The organism is Actinoplanes sp. NPDC000266, from assembly GCF_042899005.1.
Lineage (GTDB): Bacteria > Actinomycetota > Actinomycetes > Mycobacteriales > Micromonosporaceae > Actinoplanes.
In genome coordinates, this window is record NZ_JBIAZI010000009.1 from 211,345 (window position 1) to 234,227 (window position 22,883).

Sequence of the window (22,883 nt, forward strand, 5' to 3'; positions counted from 1 at the left end):
TTCTGGCGGACATCCGACGGGATCTGGCGCATAGAGGGGTGAGCAGACCTGGGAGGTCAGACATGTTCGATCCGGATCGCTACAAGACCACTACCCGGCAGCAGTGGGAGGAGGCGGCCGAGGCCTGGCACCGCTGGGGGCCGGTCATCGACGACTGGCTCGGCGCCGCCACCGACCGCATGCTCGACGCCGCCGCCATCGGCGCCGGTGACCGCGTCCTCGATGTCGCGGCCGGGGCCGGCGGGCAGACCGCGGCCGCCGCGCGCCGGGCCGGCCCCACCGGGCACGTGCTGGCCACCGACATCTCGCCGGCCCTGCTGCAATACATCGGCAAGCTGGGACTGGCCACGGTCGAGACCCGCGAGATGGACGGCGAGCGGCTCGAGGTGGAGCCGGGCACGTACGACGCCGTGATCTCGCGCGTCGGCCTGATCTACTTCCCGGATCAGCGGGCCGCGCTGGCCGGCATGCACGCCGCGCTGCGGCCGGGCGGGCGGCTGGCCGCTGTCGTCTACGCCACCGCCGAGCGCAACGGGTTCTTCGCCGTCCCGGTCGGGATCATCCGGCGCCGGGCCCAGCTGCCCCCGCCGCAGCCCGGCCAGCCCGGGCCGTTCAGCCTGGGCGGGCCGGGTGTCGCCGAGCGGCTCTTCACGGACGCCGGTTTCCAGGACGTACGGGCCGAGGTCGTGCCGTCGCCGCTGCGCATGTCGAGCGCGGCCGAGTGCGTCCGCTTCGAGCGTGAGTCGTTCGGCGCCCTGCACCAGATGCTCGCCGGCCTGACGGAGGCCGAACGGGCCGAGGCCTGGGCCGAGATCGAGCGGGAGCTGAGCCGCTTCGAAGGGCCGGACGGCTTCACCGGGCCGTGCGAAATGGTGGTGGTGAGCGGTGTGAAGCGGTAGCTACAGGTTGGTCTTGCGTTCCGCGCTCTCGGTGTAGCGGTCACCCACGACCGCCACCTTCGCCAGGGCGGCCTCGATCTCCGCGAGGTCGCCCTGGGTGAGCTCGACGGCGGCGCCGCCGAGGTTCTCCTCGAGGCGCTCCCGCTTGCGGGTGCCGGGGATCGGGACGATCCACGGCTTCTGGGCCAGCAGCCAGGCCAGCGCGATCTGCGCCGGCGTCGCCCCCTTGCCGGCGGCGATCGCGCCGACGTGATCGACCAGCGCCTGGTTGGCCTCCCGGGCCTCGGCCGAGAAACGCGGCAGGTTGAGGCGCATGTCCGATTTATCGAAAGCGGTCGACGCGTCGATCTTGCCGGTCAGGAAGCCGCGGCCGAGCGGGCTGAACGGCACGAAGCCGATGCCCAGCTCCTCCAGCGTGCCGAAGACCTCGGTCTCCGGCCGCCGCCACCACAGCGAGTACTCACTCTGGAGCGCGGTCACCGGCTGCACCGCGTGCGCCCGCCGGATCGTCGCGGCCGACGCCTCGGACATGCCGAAATGCCGGACCTTGCCCTCGGCGATCAGCTCCCGCACCGCGCCCGCCACGTCCTCGATCGGCACCGCCGGGTCGACGCGGTGCTGGTAGAACAGGTCGATCGTGTCCACCCGGAGCCGCCGCAGGGACGCCTCGGCGACCTCCCGGATGTGCGCCGGGCGGCTGTCCACGCCGTCGGTGCCGATGGCGAACCCGAACTTGGTGGCGATCACCACCTGGTCGCGCACCGGTTCCAGCGCCTCGCCGACCAGCTCCTCGTTGACGTACGGCCCGTAGACCTCGGCCGTGTCGAAGAGGGTGACGCCGAGCTCCACCGCCTGCCGGAGCAGGGCGATCATCTCCGCGCGGTCCGGGGACGAGCCGTAGCCCTGGCTCATCCCCATCGCGCCGAATCCGATCGCCGAGACCTCGAGGCCGTTGCCGAGAATTCGCTTCTGCATGCCCTCAGTTCAGCGCAGGCCGTTCCGGATCGCCACCTTGATCAGCAACTCGGGGTCGTCGCTGATGATGCCGTCCACGCCGAGATCGATGACCCGCTGCATGACGCCCGGGTCATTGACGGTGTACGGCACGACCTTCAGGCCGTAGCGCCCCTGGAGAACCGAGACCGTCGGCCCGTGGAAGTACGCCGGGTTCGTCCGCAGATACCAGTCTTCGTTGGCGTTGGCGAGCTGGTTCGGATCGTGCACCTGCCAGTTCGCCGAGACGGTCGAGGCGCCGGCGGCCCGGGTCAGCGCGCCCAGATCGCGGTAGCGCCACCAGTCGAGACCGGCGGTCCACGGGCTCTTCACGGAAGGGTCGCCGTAGACGGCCTGCAGCGAGCACTCGTCGGCCAGGGAGGCGCACTCGGCCGGGCCGTACTGCCAGACCAGCGCGACCGTCTCGATCCGCCGGTCGAGCGTGCGGGCCAGCCGGATCGTGCGCCAGTCGAACGACTGGATGGTGACCCGGCGGGTCAGGCCGGCGGCTTGGATCTCGCGGACCAGCTTGCGGGTGAAGACCGGGTAGGCCTCGGTGTCGTTCACCAGCGGGCTGATCTTGGTTTCGATGTTCATCCGGATGTCGGCCCGCCCGCTCCCCCGGACCAGGGCGAACAGCTCACCGAGAGTGGGGATGCGGGCGCCGGGGAACGCGGTCTGGCCGGGCTGCACCTTCGAGCCGCAGTCGATCGTCCTGATCTGGGCGAGCGTGAGGTCGTGGACGAGTTTGCCCACGTACGGGAACTCGGGATCGTTCTCGACGGCGGGCGCCGTGTCGGCACAGTGCGAGCCGTTGATCGTCCGGTCGTGCAACACCACCAGCTTGCCGTCCTGGGTGACGCCGGTGTCGAGCTCCAATGTCGAGATCGCCGGGTTGGCCAGCGAATGAGCGAAGGCCGGCAGCGTGTTCTCGGGGTGTGTGGCCCGGCCGCCCCGGTGCGCCTGAACGTCGAACGGCGAGACGTACCCCCGAGGCAGTTTGAAGCCCTTCTGTGCGAGCACGCTCCGCAGGCGGTCGGGATAGTCGGTGATCAGGCCGTCGACGCCGTCGTCGATGAGCTTGGTCATGGTGGGCACGTCGTCGACGGTCCAGGGAACGACCTTGATGCCGTACGCGTGCGCGTGCCGCACCATCTCGCGGGTCACGTACGGCTTGTAGGCGGGATCGGTGACCGTGCCGTTCTGGGGAAAGCCGTGGACCGGCGAGAAGGCGTACGCGCCGAAGGTCCTGATCGCCCGGATCGGGTCGCCGCCGAAGTCGTCGATGTCGATGCCGCCCAGCCACGGCGACGCGCCCGGCTGGCCGGTCTGGAGGAAGTCGTAGTTGGTCAGCGCGACCAGCGGCAGCCGCGGCTCGACATGGCGCATCCGCATGAGCGCGCCCCAGTCGAAGCTCTGGATGGTCACCTGGCGCAGCAGGCCGGCCCGGCGGACCTCGGCCGCGGTGACCCGCACGAACTGCTCGCGCGGGGCGGTCTCGGTGGGCGCGCCCGCCTCGACCTTGGTCTCCACGTTGAGCTTGACGCCGTCCGCCCGGTAACGCTTGACCAGCGCGAACACCTCGCTCAGGAGCGGCATCCGGGCGCCCGGCACGGCGAGCTGGCCGGGCTTGTCGGCCAGCGTCTTCGAACCGCAGTCGAGGGTGCGGACCTGGGCCAGGGTGAGCGTGTTGACGTATTTGCCGACGTACGGGAACTCGGGATCGCCGGCCGTGACCGGCGCGGTGTCGGTGCACTTGGTGCCGGTGACCCGCCGGTCGTGGGTGACGACGGCCTGGCCGTCCTCGGTGATCTGCACGTCGAGCTCGAGGGTGCTGACGCCGAGCTGGAGCGCGTTGCCGAACGAGGCGAGGGTGTTCTCCACCCGCAGGCCCAGACCGCCGCGGTGCGCTTGCAGGTCGAAGCTCCGGGAGTGGGCCGCCGCCGGCGTCACGCCGATCAAAGAGCCGCCGATCAGGGCGCCGGCCGCCAGAAGCGCTGTCGCTTTACCGTGATGAGGCCTCATGAAGGCCAGCCTCAGCGTCCAACGAAACATTTAAGTAAAGCGATGGTTACGCCCGGACGCCAGAACGGCGAGCGCCGTGGTGATCGGCACCGCCGCGACCAGGCCGATCGTGCCGACGGCGCTACGCAGGATCTCCTGAGCCAGGAGCTCGCCGGTGAGAAGGTCGCCCGCGGGCTGCGTACTGGTGGAGAACAACAGCAACAGCGGGAGCGACGCGCCGGCGTACGCCAGAACGATGGTGTTGACCGCCGATCCGACATGCGCGCGCCCGACCCGGATCGCCGCGCGGTAGAGCGCCCACCCGGACGAGCTCGAGGACATCTCGGCCACCGTCACCGCCTGGGTGACCGTCACGTCGTCGAGCACGCCGAGCGCGCCGATGACGATCCCGGCCAGTAGCAGGCCGCGCATGTCGATGCCGCCGAGAGTGGCCGACAGGAAGGCGTCGTCGTCGGTGGCGACGCCGGTCAGGCGCATGGCCGCGGTGAAGCCGGCGCCGAGCAGCCCGGTGAGGACCAGGCTGGCCAGCGTGCCGGCGACCGCGACCGACGTGTGCGTGCTGAGGCCGTGTGTCAGATAGAGCGCCGCGAACATGATCGCCGAGGCGCCGACGACCGCGACCAGCAGCGGCGGTGAGCCGTCGAGGATGGCCGGGATGATGAAGAGCAGCAGCACCGCGAAGCTGACGGCCAGGCCGGCGAGCGAGGTGAGCCCGCGCCATCGCCCGAAGGCCAGGATCACCGCGACCGTCAGGGCGAGCAGCCAGATCATCGGCGTGCTGCGCTGATGGTCGACGATCGCGTAGTCGGAGCCGGTGTGGAGCAGGACCACCTGGTCGCCGAGGCCGACCTTCGTGCCGATTTCCGCGGTGATTTCCTGGCCGTCGTCGAGCCGTACGGTCGCCTGGCCGTTGATCGCTGTGACCGTGCCCTCGACACGGTTGTTCTCGGTGGCCGGAGCGGTCGTGCGGGCCGGCCAGAGCACGATCATCGCGATCAGGGTGGCGATCGCGGCCGGTATGAGAATGGCGGCGATGATCCGCCGGGACGCCGCGGGAAGCTGATCGTGTGAGTGCGTGTGTCGGCCGGCCACTGCGCAAGATTAGCGCCCGGATACATGCGCAATTGCTTATATCAGTGCTCAATCAACGACAGAGGGATTGACAAATCTGTTTTATTCATGCGCAAACGAGAATGAGTGATTGACTCATCACTCCGGGTATAGAAAGTGTTCTGATCATCGGTTAGGTTGGGGAAACCGCCAAGCGGGAGGTCGCCATTGTGCCCGATCTGAATCCGCTCTATCTGACCCCGAGAATCGAACCGGTCGCCCGATCCGTTCTCGACGAGGGTGAGCTGCTGAGGCAGTTGGTGGACGGCCTCGGATCACCACTCAACATCGTTCTTCCCGACCTGCTCGAAGCGAATGTCGAGTCCTTTCGGGAGACCTATCACCACCACCGGTTACGCGGCCGTGTCTACTTCGCACACAAGGCGAACCGGTCGGCCGCGCTGCTCCGGCGGCTGGCCGCCGCCTCCTCGGCCCTTGTCGGCGCCGACGTGGCCTCGCTGGCCGAATTGCAGCACGCGCTCGGCGCCGGATTCGGCCCCGAGCGGATCATGGCCACCGGCCCCAAGAACCGCGAGTTCCTCTGGCTGGCCGCCCGTACCGGCGTCATCGTGAACGCCGACTCACCCGGCGAGCTCACCGACCTGGCCGCGCTCGTCGCCGAGCACCGGCTGCCCCGGGTGCGGGTGATGGTCCGGCTCTCCGAGTTCGCCTCGCAGGGCGTTCAGGTGATCAGCCGGCGCAGCCGCTTCGGCGTGCCCGCCGGCGGCCTCGCCGAGGTGCTCGACCTGCTGGAGAAGCACCACGAGGAGCTGGAGCCGGTCGGCGTCGCCTATCACCTCGACACCATCGGATGGCCCGAGAAGGCCATCGCGCTGGAGGGCTGCCTGGCCGCCCTCGAGGAGTGCCGGGCCCGTGGGCTGCCCGTGCGCTCGGTCGACATCGGCGGCGGCTTCGGCGTCAACTACCTGGCCGACGGCGAGCAGTGGGAGCGGTACACGTCCGAACTGGCACAGGCCGTGCTCGGCCGGCGCGAGCCGATGACCTGGAACGGGCACGGCTACGGCCTGCGCAACGAGGCCGGGACGCTGCGCGGGGTGCTGGGGCTCTACCCCTCCTACCGGCCGGTCTCCGGCGCCGGATATCTCGACCAGCTGCTCAGCGCGCAGGCGCCCGGTCTGCGCCGGCCGCTCGGATCGCTGCTGCTCGACACCATGTACGACCTGGACATCGAGCCCGGGCGGGCGCTGCTCGACCAGTGCGGGATCGTCCTGGCCCGGGTGCTCGAGGTGCGCGGCCCGCTGGTACGGCTCGACTGCAACGCGCGCGATGTGAGCTTGGAGGAACACGGCGTCCTGATGGATCCACTGGTCATCACGGCCGGCGAATCGGGCCCGCCCGGGGCGTTCTACCTGCTCGGCAATCTCTGCCTCGAAGCCGACCTGATCACCCGCCGCCAGGTGTTCCTCCCGGTCACGCCGCGACCCGGCGACCTGCTCGCCTTCGTGAACACCGCCGGCTACTTCATGGACTTCAGCGCCACGCAGGCCCTGCACCAGCCGATCGGCCGCAAAGTGGCGGTCTACCGCGAAGGCGGCGCCTGGCGCTGGTGCCTCGACGAGCAGTACTGGCCCGTCCACCCGCGCGCGGAGGAATCATGAGATACGACGACATGACCGAGGCGATCGGCAACACCCCGCTGGTGCGCGTCGATCCGGCCGTCCACGGCCTTCGCAACATCGACCTGTACGCCAAGATGGAGCTGCTCAACCCGTTCGGCTCACTCAAGGACCGGGCCGCCCTCGGCATGCTCCGCCCGCTGCTGGACGGCGCCGTCCGGCGCGGCGACACGGTGGTCGAGCTCTCCAGCGGCAACACGGCCAAGGCGCTCGCGATGCTGGCCGGCATGCACGGCCTGTCGTTCAAGAGCGTCACCAACCGGATGAAGGTCCCCGAGGTCAAGGATCTCCTGCTGCTGCTCGGGGCCGAGATCGAGGAACTGCCCGGCCAGGCCGAGTGCCTCGACCCGACCGACACCGAGGACCCGCTGACCCGCATGCACCAGGCGCTCGCGGCCGACGGCAGCGGATATGTGCACACCGACCAGTACTTCAACGACGACAACGTCGAGGCCCACTTCAGCGGCACCGGTCCCGAGATCGTCAAGGACCTGGACGGCCGCGCCCCCGACTACTTCTTCGCCTGCGTGGGCACGGCCGGCTCGTCGACCGGGGTGGCTCGTGCCCTGCGGCAGCACGATCCCGACGTACAGGTGATCGGTCTGGTCGCTCAGAAGAGCGACTTCATCCCCGGCATCCGCACGATCGACGAGGTGCACGAGGTGGGCCTGTTCGACCCGGGCGTCTACGACGGCCTCCAGACGATCAGCGCCGACGAGGCCATCGACGGCATGCTCACGCTGATCCGGCGCTGCGGCACGCCGGCCGGGCCGACCGGTGGAGGAGCCTTTCAGGGTGCCGTACGCCATCTGCGCGCGCTCGATCCGACCTTGACCGAGCGCCGTACGGCGGTCTTCATCGTCTGCGACCGGATGGAGAGCTACCTCAGCTACCTGCGCGAACGGCGGCCCGCGCTGTTCGGCCGGCCGGCCCGCCGCAACGACCACCGCGCGCTGTCCGAGGCCGAGGTGGCGGCCGCGCCGGCCATCGAGGTGCCGGAGGCCCAGCGCTGGCCGGGCCTCGTCGTCGACCTGCGCAGCCCGTACGCCTTCCAGGCCCAGCACATCGCCGGCTCGATCAACATCGTCGACGAGGTCTTCGACGAGCTGCTCCACGGTGGACTGCCGTTCAGCCGGCGGCAGCCGGTGCTGCTGGTCTGCCCGGTCGGCGAGAAATCGGCCCGGTACGCCGCGCTGCTGAGCCGGATGGGCCATCCGTACGTGCGATCGCTGGCCGGCGGCGTCATCGCCTGGCGCGACGCCGGCGCCTCCCTGGTGCGTGACTGATGATCGGCAAAGGCGAGTCTTTAGTCCGGTCAAGGGCGGTGGTGGGGTGGTCGGACGGGCATACTGACACCATTCGCGAGCTGCTGCCCTGGCAGGCCGGGGTGCGGGCGCAGTTCCCGCAGCTCGTGGCCCATCCCGGGGTGGCTTATCTGGACAGCGCCGCGACTTCGCAGAAACCGCAGGCGGTCCTCGACGCGGTGATGGACTATCTGACCACCGGCAACGCCAACGCGGCCCGCGGCACCTATCCCTGGGCCAACCGCACGACCGACCGGATCGCTCAGGCCAGTGATCAGCTGCGAGCGTTCCTCGGCGACAAGTCGGACACGTCCGGTGTTCATTTCGTGAGCGGCACGACGGAGGGGCTGCGCGCGGTCGCCCGCGACTGGCTGGTCCCCCAGCTGCGCCCGGGCGACGAGATCATCGTGCCGTTCGCCGACCACAGCGCCAACATCGTGCCCTGGCTGGAGGCCGCCTCGTCGGCCCGCGCCGTGGTCCGGGCCATGCCGTACGACGCCGCGTACGACTACGACATCGACCGGCTGCGGGCGCTTCTTACCCCGCGGACCCGGCTCGTCGCCGCAACCCATGTGCACCATGTGTACGGCAACGACATGAACATCCACCGTCTGCGCCGGGCGGTCGGCCCGTCGGTGGCGATCTGCCTGGACGCGGCGCAGGGCTTCGGCCACATGCCGCTGTCGGTGGCCCCGCTCGACGTCGACTTCGTGGTCTTCTCCGGTCACAAGGCCATGGCCCTGCCCGGCGTCGGCGCGATCTGGGCGGCCAACAAGCGCGGCCCCGCCTTCCAGCCCGCCGGGTGGCGGGGCTCGCCCAACACGAGCGGCATCGTGAGTCTGGCCGCCGCCATGGACTGGCTCGACCGGACCGGCCTCGACCGCGTCGCGCGCTGGAGCCGGGCGCTCGGCGCGCGCCTCACCGACGGCCTCGACCGTCTCTCCTCGTACGAGGTGCTCGGGTGCCAGGAGAGCCTCTCGGCGGCCTCGATGGTGCAGCGCCGGCAGGGCATCGTGACGTTCCGGCACCGCGCGATCTCCTCCAACGACCTCGGCTTCATCCTCGAGAGCGAGGGGCTCCTGGTCCGTGCGGACGGTCACTGCCAGGGAGATCAGGGAGAGAAGACCTCGTCCGTACGGGTGAGCCTGCACGCCTACACCGCGGTCGAGGAGGTGGATCGTCTCCTGGACGCGCTGGCGGCCCTTGACCGCTGACGGGGCATCCATTTGATAGAAATGGGTGTCGTTTCCGTTAGGCATTCGAGGATGGGGCCCATGCCGTCGACCGTGCTCGATTCCGATCGCTGGCGCCGCACGTGGGACGAGGTGATGACCGGCTTCGTCCCCGGCATGGCCGGCCTCGAGTCGGCCATCGCCGCCACGGTCGAGGCGGTCCGCGGTGGCTCTCCGCGGCGCTGCCTCGACCTGGGCGGAGGCCCGGGCGTCCTGGCCGAACGGATGTCGTCCCGCTGGCCCGAATGCCGCGTGGCGGTGGTCGACCTCGACCCGGTCCTGCTCTCACTGGCCCGCGCCGCCGGCGTGGCGGTGATCGACGCCGACCTGGACTCGGCTTCATGGGCCGGCCTGACCGGCGGCGGACACGACCTGATCACGTCCGTGATGACCGTGCACTATCTGCCACCGCAGGCCATCCGGGCCCTCTACCGCCGATGCCGCCGGGTGCTGGCCCCCGGCGGCCTGCTGGTGGTGGCGGACCTGATGCCCGACGACGGTCTCCCTTCGGTGATGCGAGCGATGGACCCGGCCCCCGGCGACGCGGCGGCCGAGATGGCCTGGGTCCAGTGGTGGAACGACCTGTCGGAGGCCGGCGAGTTCAGCGCTTTGATGGCAGCCCGAGCCGACATCTTTCGCAACCGGACCCCCGCCAACTTCGCCGGAAACGTCGCCTGGCACGTGGCCGCGACAAGGGAGGCCGGCTTCACCGAGTCAGGCCTCATATGGCGCGACGGCCGCCACGCAGCCTTGGCCGCCCGCACCTGACAGTCGCCCGCCCCCGCTGTGTCTGTGCCCGCACGCGGCGCACCCCACCGCGCCGCCCGCGGCCGCCTTCACGCCACGCGGGCCCGCACCCCGAGCTTCGCGCCGGGCCTTGTGTCTAGCTTGACCCGTTCACGCAGGTTTTGTCCGTCCTCACGCCTTCTGGTTCCCGCGCCGTCTCACGCCCAGCCTTCCCGCCTCACACCGCGTCGCGCCGCGCCACCCCAGCTCTGGCCGCGGCCCGCCCCAGCAACTCCGCACCCTCGCGCCGTCTCGCGCTGCCCAGTGCTGCCCTCGGGTGTTTCGCCTTGGCGCTGTGCCGCGCTGCGCTCGGGTGTTTCGCCTTGGCGCTGTGCCGCGCTGCGCTCGGGTGTTTCGCCTTGGCGCTGTGCCGCGCTGCCCTCGCGTGCCTCACCTTCGCGCTGTCCCGCCCTCGCGCGCTCCGCGCTGCCCGATGGAGCCCTCGCGCCCGGCCCTCGCGCGCCCGGCCCTCGCGCGCCCCGCCCCCCGCGCGCCCCGCCCCCGCGCGCCCCGCCCCCCGCGCGCCCCGCCCCCGCGCAGGCCGACCTTCCGCGGCCCGACCTTCCGCAGGCCGACCTTCCGCAGGCCGACCTTCCGCAGGCCGACCTTCCGCAGGCCGACCTTCCGCAGGCCGACCTTCCGCGGCCCGACCTTCCGCAGCCCGACCTCCCGCAGCCGCGCTGCCCGATGCCGCCCTCCCTCTGGCCCGTGCCGCTCTCCGCGACACCTCACGTCCCGCGCCCTGCGTCGTCTCGGCGGCTCTTTCACGGGTGACGTGCATACATCAGATTCTTGCCATTAGACGATAATAATTGAAAACGATTACCGTTTTGCAGCGTGAAAGCACTCGGTATTCTCGCCATCTCGGCGGCCCTCATCTCGCTCGCCGGCTGCGGCTCCGACGACGGTGGCGCGGCGGCCGCTCCGAGCGGCGGCTCGGCCCTCTCGGTGGTCGCGACCACGCCGGAAGTTGCCGACTTCGTTCGCAACATCGGTGGGGACGATGTCACCGTCACTCAGATCATCAAGCCCAATGTGGACCCCCACGAATACGAGCCCACGCCGGCCGACATCAAAGCGATCGGCGAGGCCAAGGTCGTCGTCAAGAACGGCGTCGGTCTCGAAGCCTGGCTCGACCAGACCATCGCCTCGGCCGGCTTCAAGGGCACCGTCGTCGACTCCAGCCAGGGCGTCACCCTGCGCGAGGGCGGCCACGAGGAGGAAGCGGGCGGAGAGCACGCCGAAGAGGAGCACGACCCGCACATCTGGCACGACCCCCGGAACGCCAAGATCATGGTCACCAACATCGAGAAGGCGCTCGCCTCGGCCGATCCTGAGGACGCGGGGACGTACGCCAAGAACCTGACCGACTACTCGGCCAAGCTCGACAAACTGGACGCCGACAACGAGGCCGCTTTCGCGAAGCTGCCCGCGGCCGACCGCAAGCTGGTCACCAACCACGACGCTTTCGGCTACTACGTCGACCGCTACAAGCTTCAGTTCGTCGGCTCCGTGATTCCCAGCCTGGACACGTCCGCCGAACTCTCCGCGCAGCAGCTCACCGACCTGGTTGCCAAGATCAAGGCAACCGGCACCAAGGCCATCTTCACCGAGAGCTCGCTGCCACCGAAGAGCGCCGAGGCCATCGCCCAGCAGGCCGGCGTCAAGGTGATCGGGGGCGAGGACGCCCTCTACGGTGACAGCCTCGGCGAGCAGGGCACGCCCACCGGCACCTACCTCGGGGCCGAGGAGCACAACACCAAGGTCATCGTGGACGCGCTGGCCGGCTGACATGGTTCTCCGCTTCGCCGACACGAGCGTCGGATACCGCGGCACCCCGGTTCTCAGCCACGTGAACCTGGAGCTGCCGGCGGGGCAGTGCCTCGCCCTGGCCGGGCCCAACGGCGCCGGCAAGTCGACCCTGATCAAGGCGGTGCTGGGGCTGACCGAGGTGCTCGCCGGCACGGCCGAGGTGTTCGGCCTCGCCCCGGGGCGGGCGCGGGAGCGGTGCGGATATGTGCCGCAGGTCGGCGACCTCGACCCGGACTTCCCGGTCACCGCCGCGCAGGTCGTGCTGATGGGCCGCTACCGCCGGATCGGCTGGTGGCGGCCCACCCGGGCCGCCGACCGGCGGGCCGCGAAGGAGGCTCTCGACCGGGTTGGCCTGGCCGACGAGGCGGGGCGCCGGTTCGGGCTGCTCTCCGGAGGTCAGCGGCAGCGGGTGCTCGTCGCCCGCGCGCTGGCCGCCGAACCCGGGTTGCTGCTGCTCGACGAGCCGTTCAACGGCGTCGACGTGGTCAGCCAGGAGGCGATCCTGACGGTGCTGCGCGAACTCACCGCCGCCGGCACGGCTCTGCTGCTCAGCACGCACGATCTCGCCCTCGCCCGCGACGTGGCCGACCTGGTCTGCCTGATCAACGGACGGCAGTGGGCCTTCGGCCCTCCGGGGGAGGTGCTGACGGCAGATCAACTTCGTTCGGCGTACGGCGGTCACGCCATCGACCTGGCCGACGGCCGCACGGTTCTGGTGGAGCCGTGATCCTCACTGTGCCGTTCATGGCCCGGGCGATGGCCGAGCTGGCCCTGCTGGCGCTGATCTGCGGGCCGGTCGGCGTCTTCGTCTTCGCCCGCCGGCTGTCCTTCGTGTCGGACGCGCTCACCCACACCGTCTTTCCCGGCGTGGTGATCGGCTTTCTGACCGGCGGGGTGGAGGGCCTGGTCGTGGGCGCGCTCGTGGCCGGGCTGCTCACCGCGGTCGTGCTGACCCTGCTGACCCGCACCGGGGCGCTCTCCGACGACGCGTCCACGGCCGTCGTGCTGACCGCGATGTTCTCGATCGGCGTCGTGCTCGTGTCGCGCCAATCCTCGTACACCTCCGATTTGACGTCTTTCCTCTTCGGACGTCTCCTGACCGTGACGCCGCGGCAGATCGCCGAGACCGCCGTGCTGGCGGCGGTGATCCTGGTGATGCTGGCGATCGCGGCCCGGCCGCTGCTGTTCCGCACCTTCGACCCGGCCGCGGCGGCCGCGGCCGGCTATCGCACCTTCTGGCTGGACCTGTGGCTGAACGTGATCGTCGCCCTGGTCGTGGTGGCCGCGGTCCGCGCGGTCGGGACGATCCTGGTCGTCGCCCTGCTGATCATCCCGGCCGCCGCGGCCCGTCTGATCACGGCGCGGCTGGCCGCGATGGCGGTGATCGGCACGGTCCTGATCCTGCTCGCCGGCTACGGCGGCCTGTGGATCAGCTGGACCGCGTCGGTCGACTACGGCATCTCGCTGACCTCGGCCTCCGCGGTCGTACTCCTGCTCGTGGTGGCGTATCTCGTGTTGTTGCCGCTGCGCCGCCGAACGCCGCCCGCGCGAAAGGGATCGCCGCATGAGCTGGTGGGATGACGCGCTGCACCGCGCCATCGCCGAGGTGATCCTGGCCGGCGCACTGGCCGGGCTGATCGGCGTGCAGGTGGTGATACGCCGTTTGTCGTTCTTCACGATGGCGCTGACCCACGCGACCTTCCCCGGCGTGGTGGCCGCCTCGCTGATCGGCGTGAACGTCTTCGCGGGCGGCATCGTGGCCGGGGCGGTGGTGGCGCTGGGCGTGGCCGTCCTGAGCCGGAGGCAGGGCCAGAACGCGGCCGCCGCGACGGGCGTCGTGCTGTCGGCCGGGTTCGCGCTGGGCGCCGGACTGATCGCCACCCAGAGCGGTTTCAGCCGCGACCTGTCGGCCCTGCTGGTCGGCTCGATCCTCACCGTGAACAACCAGGACCTGGTGTTCACGGCGGCGATGCTGGTCGCGGTGGCGGCCCTGCTGGCGGTCTGCGCCCGCCCGCTGACCTTCGCCGGCTTCGACCCGGGCGGCGCCCGGGCGGCCGGCCTGGCCGTCGGCACCTGGGACGTCGTGCTTCTGCTCACGGTGGAAGCCGTGGTGGTGACCATCGTCCCGGCGGTGGGAACGATCCTGGCGGTGGCCTTGATCGTCGCGCCGGCCGCCGCGGCCCGCCTGTGGTCGACGCGACTGCCGGTGATCACAGGGCTGGCGGTGGTGTTCGCCGTCGCGAGTGGCCTGGGCGGGCTTTACGCCTCGTACATCTGGAACGTCGCCGCCGGCGCGAGCATCGCTCTGACCGCAACCCTGCTCCTGGCCGTCTCCTCGATCCTGGCCCGCCCCTTGCGCGGGGTGGCCGCGGCGTGAACGACGACGTGCTCGAGCGGGCGGTGATCGTGTTGCGCGGCATGGCCTACGAACATCGGCTGCGCATCCTGGTGTTGCTGCGCGGCGGCGAGCTCGGTCCTCCCGAGATCGCCGCCGCCGTGCCCGCGGATCCCACCGCGGTCGCGCACCACCTGCGGTTCCTGCTCGACGCCCGGCTGATCCGGCGCCGAAGGCGGGGCCGGCAGGTGTACTACGCCCTGACCGACGACGCGACCGCCCACCTGGTCACCCAGGTGGTGCGGTTCGCCGGCGGCGAGTAGGACGCGTCAGCTGCCCACCGGGCCGCCGTCGAGGCGCCACGTCACCACGACGCCGGGCTTGGCGTAGTCGCCGTCGGGCCACGTCGAGGCGGGCTTGTCGACCGTGGCGCCGCTGATCTCGCCGGGGTGCTGGACCGCGACGAAGACCGAGCGGTCGTCGCCGGTGATGAACGGGCCGCAGGTCTCGGCGCCGCGCGGGACCGTCAGGAACTGCTTGAGGGCGCCCCGCTCGGCGCCCTCGATCGGCGTCGCGAAGAGGCCGTCGTTGGTGCCCAGCGCGTTGCCGTCGGTCGAGATCCAGAGGTTCCCGGCGCTGTCGAAGGCCACGTTGTCGGGGCAGGAGATGGGCGACACCTTCGTCTTGTCGTAGCCGCCGAAGTACGTGTCGGCGGCGGTCGGGTCGCCGCAGACGATCGGCAGGGACCAGGTGAAGGACAGGCCGGTGTGGTCGCCCTTGTCCTCGACCAGCTCGAAGATGTGGCCGTGCTTGTTGGCGTTGCGCGGGTTCGCCTCGTCCACGCCCGGGTTCGAGCCGACGCCCCGGTTGGTGTTGTTGGTCATCGCGGCGTAGATCTTGCCGGTCTTGAGGCTGGGCTGGACGTCCTCGGGACGGTCCATCTTGGTCGCGCCGACCTTGTCACCCGCGAGGCGGGTGAAGGTCAGCACCTCGGCCGCGGTCATTCCGGGCACGTACGACACATTGCCCGAGACCAGCTTGATCCAGGTGCCGGTGCCGTCGAAGGCGCCGTCCGTGGGGAGCTTGCCGGTGCCGTCGATCTCCGCGGCGGGGCTGTCACCCGTGACCTTGGCGACGTAGAGCGTGCCCGACTCGAGCAGGGTCAGGTTGTGCCGGCGATCGTGCGGACGGTACTTACCCGCCGACACGAACTTGTACAGGTAGTCGAACCGCTCGTCGTCACCCATGTACGCCACGACGTGCCCCGACTTGGCCACGATGACGTTGGCGCCCTCGTGCTTGAAGCGGCCCATCGCGGTGTGCTTGCGCGGCGGCGCGTCCGGGTCGAACGGGTCGACCTCGACGATCCAGCCGAAGCGGTTCGCCTCGTTGGGGTGCTTGGCCAGGTCGAAGCGCTCCTGGGCCCGGTCCCACTTGCGCGAGCCGCTGGGGTAGCGGGCGGTGGTCGTGATGCCGTACCGGTTGAGCTTGGCCTTGTCGGCCTCCGGAACGGCGTCGCCGCCGACGAAGTACTGGTTGAAGTTCTCCTCGCCGGACAGCACGGTGCCCCACGGGGTGACGCCGCCGGCGCAGTTGTTGAGCGTGCCGATGACCGTGTAGCCCTTGGGGTCGGCCTGCGTCCGCAGCGCCGGGGTGCCGGCGGCCGGTCCGGTGAGCCGGAACGCGGTCTCCAGGGCGGTGATACGCCGGTTGTAGCGCAGCCGCTTGGAGCGTGCCGGCTTCCACTCGCCGGTGTGGCCGACCCGCTCGATCTCGACCACGGAGAGGCCGTGCGCCGCGATGGCCACCTTGACCTGCTCCACCGTGAGGGCGTCCAGGCTGGTGAAGCCGGGGAACATCAGCTCCTCGTTGGTGTACTCGTGGTTGACCACGAGCAGGGCCCGGTCGTCGCTGATCGGGATGACGCCGACGAAGTCGTTGTTGTAGCCGAACTGCTTCGACTGGGCCTTCGCGGTCTGGCGGTCCAGGTCGAAGCCGGGCGCGCCGGGCACGACCTCGTCGCCCCAGCGGATGACGACCGACGAGTCGTAGCCGTTGGGCACGATCAGCGTGTCGAGCTGGTTGGGCGGGATGGCCTTGAAGGTCAGCGGGCCCGCTTTCACCCCCGGCTTGGGGTGATGGGCCGGCGCGGCGATTGCCGGGGTCGCCGCGATGGCCGGGGTGGAGCTGAGGCCGAGCACGAGGGCGCCGGCGCCACCGGCCGCGAGCAGTCCACGCCGGCTCAGGGCCGAGCTGACCACGTCGCCGAGGTACGGGTTGGCCGACTCGTTCGGGGCCGGGTGGTCACAGGCGTTGCCGCACCGGTAGAGGCACGTCATCGCGTCCCGGCTCCCGCCGCTGTGCCCCAGCAGGGGTAGCAACCGACGGCGAATATCAGGCATCTCATCTCCTCGATAGGTGAGCTGCCCGAAACGTAGGAGAGGGGGTTCACCCCGGACTACCGGTCCGGGGTGAACGCGGCGTAAACGTCTTAACTACCGATAGCTCTGTTATGGAGATTCCAGGTGACCACCACCGCCGGCTTGGCGAAGTCGCCATCGGGCCACGTCGATGCCGGGTTGTCGATGGTGGCGCCGGTGATCTCGCCGGGATGCTGCACCGCGACGAAGACCGACCGGTCGTCGCCGGTGATGAACGGCCCGCAGGTCTCGGCGCCCGGCGGCACGGTCAGGAACTGCTTGAGGTGCCCGCGGGACGGGCCCTCGATCGGCGTCGCGAACAGCCCGTCGTTGCTGCCCAGCGCGTTGCCGTCGGTCGCGATCCACAGGTTCCCGGTGCTGTCGAAGGCGACGTTGTCGGGGCAGGAGATCGGCGAGACCTTCGTCTTGTCGAATCCCGCGAAATACGTGGACGGGTCGGCCGGGTCGCCGCAGACGATCGGCAGCGACCAGGTGAAGGTGGTGCCGGTGTGGTCGCCGCCGTCCTCGGTGATCTCGAAGATCTGGCCGTGCCGGTTGGCCACACGCGGATTGGCCTCGTCGACGCCCGGATACGTACCGACCCCGCGGTTGGTGTTGTTGGTGAGGGCGGCGTAGATCTTGCCGGTCTTCAGGCTCGGCTGGACGTCCTCGGGACGGTCCATCTTGGTCGCTTTCACCGCGTCGCCGGCGAGACGGGCAAAGGTCAAAACCTCAATCGCGGACATTCCCTGTACGAAGGAGGTGGTGCCCGAAACCAGCTTGATCCACTTGCCCGTGCCGTCGAACGCGCCGTCCGAGGGCAGCTTCCCGGAGCCGTCGATCTCCGAGGCCGGGCTGTCCCCGCTGAGCTGCGCTACGTAGAGCGTCCCCGATGACAGCAGGGTGAGATTGTGCCGCCGATCATGCGGGCGATATGTCCCCGATGAGACGAACTTGTAGAGGTACTCGAACCTCTCGTCGTCGCCCATGTACGCGACGACGTGCCCCGACTTGGCCACGATCACGTTCGCGCCCTCGTGCTTGAAGCGGCCCATCGCGGTGTGCTTGCGGGGCGCTTCGCCGGGCGAGAACGGGTCGACCTCGACGATCCAGCCGAAGCGGTTCGCCTCGTGCGGATGCTTGGCCAGGTCGAAGCGCTCCTGCGCCCGCTCCCAGCGGCGCGAGCCGGACGGATAACGCGCGGTGGTGAGGATGCCGTAGCGGTTCAGGTACGGCTTGTCGGCCGCCGGGACGGCGTCGCCGCCGACGAAATACTGGTTGAAGTTCTCCTCGCCGGACAGAACCGTGCCCCACGGCGTGACCCCGCCGGCGCAGTTGTTGAGCGTGCCGATGATCGTGGTGCCCCGCGGATCGGCCGCGGTCCGCAGCAGCGGCGAGCCGGCGGCCGGCCCGTCCGCCCGGAACTCGGTCGCCAGCATGGTGAAGCGCCTGTTGTACGGCCTCCGCCCGGACCGGATCAGCCGCCACTGACCGGTGTCGCCGACCCGTTCGAGCTCGACGACCGACATGCCGTGCGCGGCCATCGCGGCCCGGACCTGGTCGACGGTGAGCGCCTCCTGGCTGGTGAAGCCGGGGAACATCAGCTCCTCGTTGGTGTACTCGTGGTTCGACACCAGCAGGGCCCGGTCGCGGCGGCCGGGGAAGGGCAGCACGCCGAGGAAGTCGTTGTTGTAGCCGAACTGCTTCGACTGGGTCTCCCCGGTCTGATGGTGCACGTCGAGCCCGGGCGCCCCGGGGAAGATCGGGTCGCCCCAGCGGACGACCACGGCGTGGTCGTAGCCGTTCGGCACGATGAAGGTGTCGAGCTCGTTCGGCGGGATGGGCTTGAAGGTCAACTGGCCGGCAGTGGCCGGTCCCGCAGCGGCTGGTCCCGCACCGGCTGGCCCCGCGGCCTCAGCTGGTCCCGCGGCCGCTGCCTCGCCGCCGCCGACGCCGAGCACCAAGGCGCCCGCACCACCGGCCACCAGCAACCCGCGGCGGCTCACCGCAGCGTCGACGATATCGCCTAAATACGGATTGTCCGTCTGGTTGGGCGCCGGGTGGTCGCACGCGTTCCCGCACCGGTAGAGGCACGTCTTGGCGTCCCGTCCATGACCCAACAGGGGTAGCAGCTCACGCATCTCGAGATCTCCTTTGATCGCGACGCAGATCGGAGTGCATCGATCCCAGGTGAACGCAGCGTAAACAACTCCACGTCAGAGAGCGACCCCTCGATTCTTTGTGGCCCCCGTCGCAGCCGCGTCAAAAACGCGTGAAGAAACCCCCGGCGGCCGTACGCAACGCGTCAACGCCGATGACGCGGACTTCCCGGCGCGCTTCGCTTCGTCCGTACCACCACACCTCCCATGTCCAAGGAGTCACCCCGTGGCTGATCTCGGGTTCGTCGTTCTCACGATCGCGCTGTTCGCGGCGCTGACCGTGCTGATCAAGGCGGTCGAACGCTCGTGAGCGCCGTCAACGTCATCGGCCTGATCGTGGCCGTCGCCCTGGCCGGGTTCCTCGTAGCCGCCCTGTTGTTTCCGGAGAAGTTCTGATGGCCGGCTGGCTTTTCGTCATCACGCTGGTGCTCGCGGTCGCCGCGGCGTACCGGCCACTGGGTGATTACCTCTACCGCGTCGTGAGCGGACGGCGCAGCAACGTCGTCGAACGCGGCATCTACCGCCTGGTCGGGGTCGACCCGAACGCCGAGCAGACCTGGGGCGTCTACGCCCGCAGCGTGCTCGCCTTCTCGGCCGTCTCGATCCTGTTCCTCTACCTGTTCCTGCGCGTGCAGGACAAGCTCTGGCTGTCGCTCGGCTTCGACGGCGTGCCCACGCACATCGCGTGGAACACCGCGGTCAGCTTCGTGACCAACACCAACTGGCAGGCGTACTCGGGCGAATCGACCATGGGCCACCTGGCCCAGATGGCCGGCCTGTCGGTGCAGAACTTCGTCTCGGCCGGCGTCGGCATCGCCGTCGCGGTCGCGCTGATCCGCGGTTTCGCCGCCCGCAAGAGCAGGACGCTCGGCAACTTCTGGGTCGACCTGACCCGGATCACGCTGCGCGTGCTGCTGCCGATCGCCGTGCTGGCCACCCTGGTCTTCATGATCGGCGGGATGGTGCAGAACCTGTCCGGCGGCACCGACGTCAGCACGCTGACCGGCGCCACCCAGCACATCACCGGCGGGCCGGTCGCCTCCCAGGAAGCGATCAAGGAGCTCGGCACCAACGGCGGCGGCTTCTACAACACCAACTCGGCCCACCCGTTCGAGAACCCGACGACCTGGACCAACTGGATCCAGCTGTTCCTGATCCTGTGCATCCCGTTCGCGATGCCGCGGGTCTTCGGCCGGATGGTCGGCCAGAACCGGCAGGGCTACGCGATCGTCGCGGTCATGTCGGTGCTCGCCATCGCCTCGATCGCGCTCACCGTCGGCTTCGAGGTGCACGGTGGCGGAACGGTCCCACAGGCGGTCGGCGCGGCCATGGAGGGCAAGGACGTCCGGTTCGGCGTCCCCAACTCGGCCACGTTCGGCGCGGTCACGACGCTGACCTCGACCGGCGCGGTGAACTCGTTCCTCGACTCGTACACGTCGTTCGGCGGCATGATGCCGATGGTCAACATGATGCTGGGCGAGGTGGCGCCCGGTGGCGTCGGCGCCGGCCTCTACGGCCTGCTGATCCTGGCCACGATCACGGTCTTCGTGGCGGGCCTCATGGTCGGCCGTACGCCGGAGTACGTCGGCAAGAAGATCGGCGCCCGCGAGATGAAGCTGGCATCGCTCTACTTCCTGGTCACACCGGCCGTGGTGCTGATCGGCACGGCGGCCGCGTTCGCCACCGGCCACAACTCCACGGCGCTCAACGTCGGACCCCACGGGCTTTCCGAGGTCCTGTACGCCTTCACGAGCGCCGGCAACAACAACGGCTCCGCCTTCGCCGGCATCACGGTCAACACCCCGTGGTGGGACACCGCGCTCGGCCTGGCCATGCTGCTCGGCCGTTTCCTGCCGATCGTCCTCGTGCTGGCCCTGGCCGGCTCGCTGGCCCGGCAGAAGCCGGTCCCGGAGTCCGAGGGCACCCTGCCCACCCACCAACCACTGTTCGTCGGTCTGGTCGTCGGCGTCACGATCGTGCTGGTCGCGCTGACGTTCCTGCCCGCTCTCGCTCTCGGTCCCATCGCGGAGGGCCTCTCATGACCTTGCTCGCCTCTCCTCCGGAGACCCCGGAGACCAAGACCCCTTCCTCCGTACGCGGTGGGCTGCTCGACCTGAATCAGTTGTGGCGCTCCTTGCCGCAGGCGCTGGCCAAGCTCGATCCGCGCGCGCTCTGGCGCAACCCGGTCATGTTCATCGTCGAGGTCGGCTCGGTCTTCACGACCGTCCTGGCCATCACCGATCCCAGCGTGCTGGCCTGGATCATCACGATCTGGCTGTGGCTCACGGTTGTCTTCGCCAACCTGGCCGAGGCGGTCGCCGAGGGCCGGGGCAAGGCTCAGGCCGCGGCTCTGCGCGCGGCCAAGCAGGACACCCTGGCCTATCTGAAGAACGGCCGCGAGATCCCGGCCACCGAGCTCAAGCAGGGCGACGTGGTGGTGGTCGAGGCCGGCCAGGTGATCCCCGGTGACGGCGACGTCATCGAGGGCATCGCCAGCGTCGACGAGTCGGCCATCACCGGCGAGTCGGCCCCGGTGATCCGCGAGTCGGGCGGCGACCGCTCGGCCGTCACCGGCGGCACCAAGGTGCTCTCCGACCGGATCGTCGTGCGGATCACCCAGAAGCCCGGCGAGAGCTTCGTCGACCGGATGATCGCCCTGGTCGAGGGGGCCAACCGGCAGAAGACGCCGAACGAGATCGCGCTCAACATCCTGCTGGCCGCGCTCACCATCATCTTCCTGCTGTCGGTGGTGACGCTCCAGCCGCTGGCCATCTTCTCGAAGGCGTACCAGGCGGCCGCGCCGGACACGATCGCCATCGACGCGCACGGCGTGACCGGCATCGTGCTGGTCTCGCTGATCGTCTGCCTGATCCCGACCACGATCGGCGCGCTGCTCTCGGCCATCGGCATCGCCGGCATGGACCGTCTCGTGCAGCGCAACGTGCTGGCCATGTCGGGCCGCGCCGTCGAGGCGGCCGGTGACGTGAACACGCTGCTGCTCGACAAGACCGGCACGATCACCCTGGGCAACCGCCAGGCCTCCGAGTTCGTCCCGGTCGACGGCGTGACCGCGCAGGAGCTGGCCGACGCCGCGCAGCTGTCCAGCCTGGCCGACGAGACGCCGGAAGGCCGCTCGATCGTCGTCTTGGCGAAGAACGACTTCGGGCTTCGTGAGCGCGAGCCGGGCCTGATGACGGACGCGACGTTCGTGCCGTTCACCGCGCAGACGCGGATGAGTGGTGTCGACATCAAGCCCAGTCTTCAGTCCGGTGAAGGGCGGGCGGTTGGGGCGGTAGCCGGGGAGAGGCAGATCCGCAAGGGCGCCGCCGGCGCCGTGATCAAGTGGGTCGGCCACTCCTCCGACGAGGTGAGCGAGATCGTCGACGGGATCAGCGCCTCCGGCGGCACCCCGCTGGTGGTGGCCGAGAAGGACCGCATCCTGGGCGTCATCCACCTCAAGGACGTCGTGAAGTCGGGCATGCGCGCCCGTTTCGACGAGATGCGCAAGATGGGCATCCGGACCGTGATGATCACGGGCGACAACCCGCGGACCGCGGCCGCGATCGCCGCCGAGGCCGGTGTCGACGACTTCCTGGCCGAGGCGACGCCCGAGGACAAACTCGCGCTGATCAAGAAGGAGCAGGAGGGCGGACGGCTGGTCGCGATGACCGGCGACGGCACCAACGACGCTCCCGCGCTGGCTCAGGCGGACGTCGGCGTGGCCATGAACACCGGCACGTCGGCCGCCAAGGAGGCCGGCAACATGGTCGACCTCGACTCCGACCCGACCAAGCTCATCGAGATCGTCGAGATCGGCAAGCAGCTGCTCATCACCCGCGGGGCGCTGACCACTTTCTCGATCGCCAACGACATCGCGAAGTACTTCGCCATCATCCCGGCGATCTTCGCGGCGGTCTATCCGGGCCTCGACGCGCTCAACGTCATGCGGTTGCACTCGCCTGGCTCGGCCATCCTGTCCGCGGTCATCTTCAACGCGCTGGTCATCGTCGCGCTGATCCCGCTCGCCCTGCGCGGCGTGCGCTACCGGCCGTCGAGCGCGAGCGCGCTGCTGCGCCGCAACCTGTGGATCTACGGCCTGGGCGGCGTCATCGTGCCGTTCCTCGGCATCAAGATCATCGACCTCATCATCCAGTTCATCCCCGGGATCTGA

The 22,883-nt window shown here is 69.9% G+C and carries 18 protein-coding genes; 13 read left to right on the plus strand and 5 right to left on the minus strand.

Annotated features, from left to right (window positions below; all coding sequences use genetic code 11):
* Positions 1-62: 62 nt before the first annotated feature.
* Positions 63-899 (plus strand): class I SAM-dependent methyltransferase, encoded by an 837-nt coding sequence (locus ACFY36_RS34070; protein WP_499750023.1) that lies wholly within the window; start codon positions 63-65, stop codon positions 897-899.
* Here the strand turns inward: ACFY36_RS34070 and ACFY36_RS34075 are convergent, their stop codons facing one another.
* Genes ACFY36_RS34075 through ACFY36_RS34085 form a run of 3 tightly spaced genes read right to left on the minus strand, consistent with a single transcriptional unit; the run spans position 900 to position 5,009 of the window.
* Positions 900-1,874 (minus strand): aldo/keto reductase, encoded by a 975-nt coding sequence (locus tag ACFY36_RS34075; protein WP_499750024.1) that lies wholly within the window; start codon positions 1,872-1,874, stop codon positions 900-902.
* A gap of 9 nt (positions 1,875-1,883) precedes the next feature.
* The gene (locus ACFY36_RS34080) at positions 1,884-3,917 is read right to left on the minus strand and encodes a glycerophosphodiester phosphodiesterase family protein (RefSeq protein WP_499750025.1); all 2,034 of its coding nucleotides are present in this window, start codon (positions 3,915-3,917) and stop codon (positions 1,884-1,886) included.
* Between the two features lie 30 nt (positions 3,918-3,947).
* Entirely contained in the window at positions 3,948-5,009 is a 1,062-nt protein-coding gene (locus ACFY36_RS34085; protein WP_499750026.1) for a YibE/F family protein, read from the minus strand.
* Positions 5,010-5,197: 188 nt separating this feature from the next.
* Between ACFY36_RS34085 and ACFY36_RS34090 the strand changes: the two genes are divergently transcribed.
* From ACFY36_RS34090 to ACFY36_RS34130, 9 genes are all read left to right on the plus strand, one after another.
* On the plus strand, positions 5,198-6,646 hold the full coding sequence (locus ACFY36_RS34090; RefSeq protein WP_499750027.1) for a type III PLP-dependent enzyme domain-containing protein: 1,449 nt from the start codon (positions 5,198-5,200) through the stop codon (positions 6,644-6,646).
* Positions 6,643-7,950, plus strand: a complete 1,308-nt coding sequence (locus ACFY36_RS34095) for a pyridoxal-phosphate dependent enzyme (protein ID WP_499750028.1) — start codon at positions 6,643-6,645, stop codon at positions 7,948-7,950. Before ACFY36_RS34090 ends, ACFY36_RS34095 begins: the two co-directional genes overlap by 4 nt.
* Positions 7,951-7,988: 38 nt before the next feature.
* Positions 7,989-9,182 carry an aminotransferase class V-fold PLP-dependent enzyme gene (locus ACFY36_RS34100; RefSeq protein ID WP_499750029.1) on the plus strand — a complete coding sequence of 398 codons (1,194 nt, stop codon included), beginning with the start codon at positions 7,989-7,991 and terminating at the stop codon, positions 9,180-9,182.
* 60 nt (positions 9,183-9,242) lie between these two features.
* Entirely contained in the window at positions 9,243-9,968 is a 726-nt protein-coding gene (locus ACFY36_RS34105) for a class I SAM-dependent methyltransferase (RefSeq protein WP_499750030.1), read from the plus strand.
* A gap of 855 nt (positions 9,969-10,823) precedes the next feature.
* Entirely contained in the window at positions 10,824-11,777 is a 954-nt protein-coding gene (locus tag ACFY36_RS34110; protein ID WP_499750031.1) for a metal ABC transporter substrate-binding protein, read from the plus strand.
* A gap of 1 nt (position 11,778) precedes the next feature.
* A complete protein-coding gene (locus tag ACFY36_RS34115) occupies positions 11,779-12,525 on the plus strand; it encodes a metal ABC transporter ATP-binding protein (protein WP_499750032.1) in 747 nt (248 codons plus the stop codon).
* Positions 12,522-13,379 (plus strand): metal ABC transporter permease, encoded by an 858-nt coding sequence (locus tag ACFY36_RS34120; protein WP_499750033.1) that lies wholly within the window; start codon positions 12,522-12,524, stop codon positions 13,377-13,379. The genes ACFY36_RS34115 and ACFY36_RS34120 overlap by 4 nt, the downstream gene beginning before the upstream one ends.
* Positions 13,363-14,175, plus strand: coding sequence for a metal ABC transporter permease (locus ACFY36_RS34125; RefSeq protein WP_499750034.1), 813 nt, complete (start codon positions 13,363-13,365; stop codon positions 14,173-14,175). The genes ACFY36_RS34120 and ACFY36_RS34125 overlap by 17 nt, the downstream gene beginning before the upstream one ends.
* A complete protein-coding gene (locus ACFY36_RS34130) occupies positions 14,172-14,456 on the plus strand; it encodes an ArsR/SmtB family transcription factor (RefSeq protein WP_499750035.1) in 285 nt (94 codons plus the stop codon). The genes ACFY36_RS34125 and ACFY36_RS34130 overlap by 4 nt, the downstream gene beginning before the upstream one ends.
* A gap of 6 nt (positions 14,457-14,462) precedes the next feature.
* Here ACFY36_RS34130 and ACFY36_RS34135 read toward each other — a convergent pair whose 3' ends face one another.
* Entirely contained in the window at positions 14,463-16,535 is a 2,073-nt protein-coding gene (locus tag ACFY36_RS34135) for a PhoX family protein (RefSeq protein ID WP_499750036.1), read from the minus strand.
* An 89-nt stretch (positions 16,536-16,624) separates the two neighbouring features.
* Complete coding sequence (locus tag ACFY36_RS34140) at positions 16,625-18,694, minus strand: PhoX family protein (protein ID WP_499750037.1); 2,070 nt, start codon at positions 18,692-18,694, stop codon at positions 16,625-16,627.
* Positions 18,695-19,018: 324 nt separating this feature from the next.
* On the opposite strand from ACFY36_RS34140, the gene kdpF reads away from it, so the two are divergent.
* Genes kdpF through kdpB form a run of 3 tightly spaced genes read left to right on the plus strand, consistent with a single transcriptional unit; the run spans position 19,019 to position 22,883 of the window.
* Positions 19,019-19,108, plus strand: coding sequence for a K(+)-transporting ATPase subunit F (kdpF, locus tag ACFY36_RS34145; protein WP_499750038.1), 90 nt, complete (start codon positions 19,019-19,021; stop codon positions 19,106-19,108).
* Positions 19,108-20,754, plus strand: a complete 1,647-nt coding sequence (kdpA, locus tag ACFY36_RS34150) for a potassium-transporting ATPase subunit KdpA (protein WP_499750039.1) — start codon at positions 19,108-19,110, stop codon at positions 20,752-20,754. Before kdpF ends, kdpA begins: the two co-directional genes overlap by 1 nt.
* On the plus strand, positions 20,751-22,883 hold the full coding sequence (kdpB, locus tag ACFY36_RS34155) for a potassium-transporting ATPase subunit KdpB (RefSeq protein WP_499750040.1): 2,133 nt from the start codon (positions 20,751-20,753) through the stop codon (positions 22,881-22,883). Before kdpA ends, kdpB begins: the two co-directional genes overlap by 4 nt.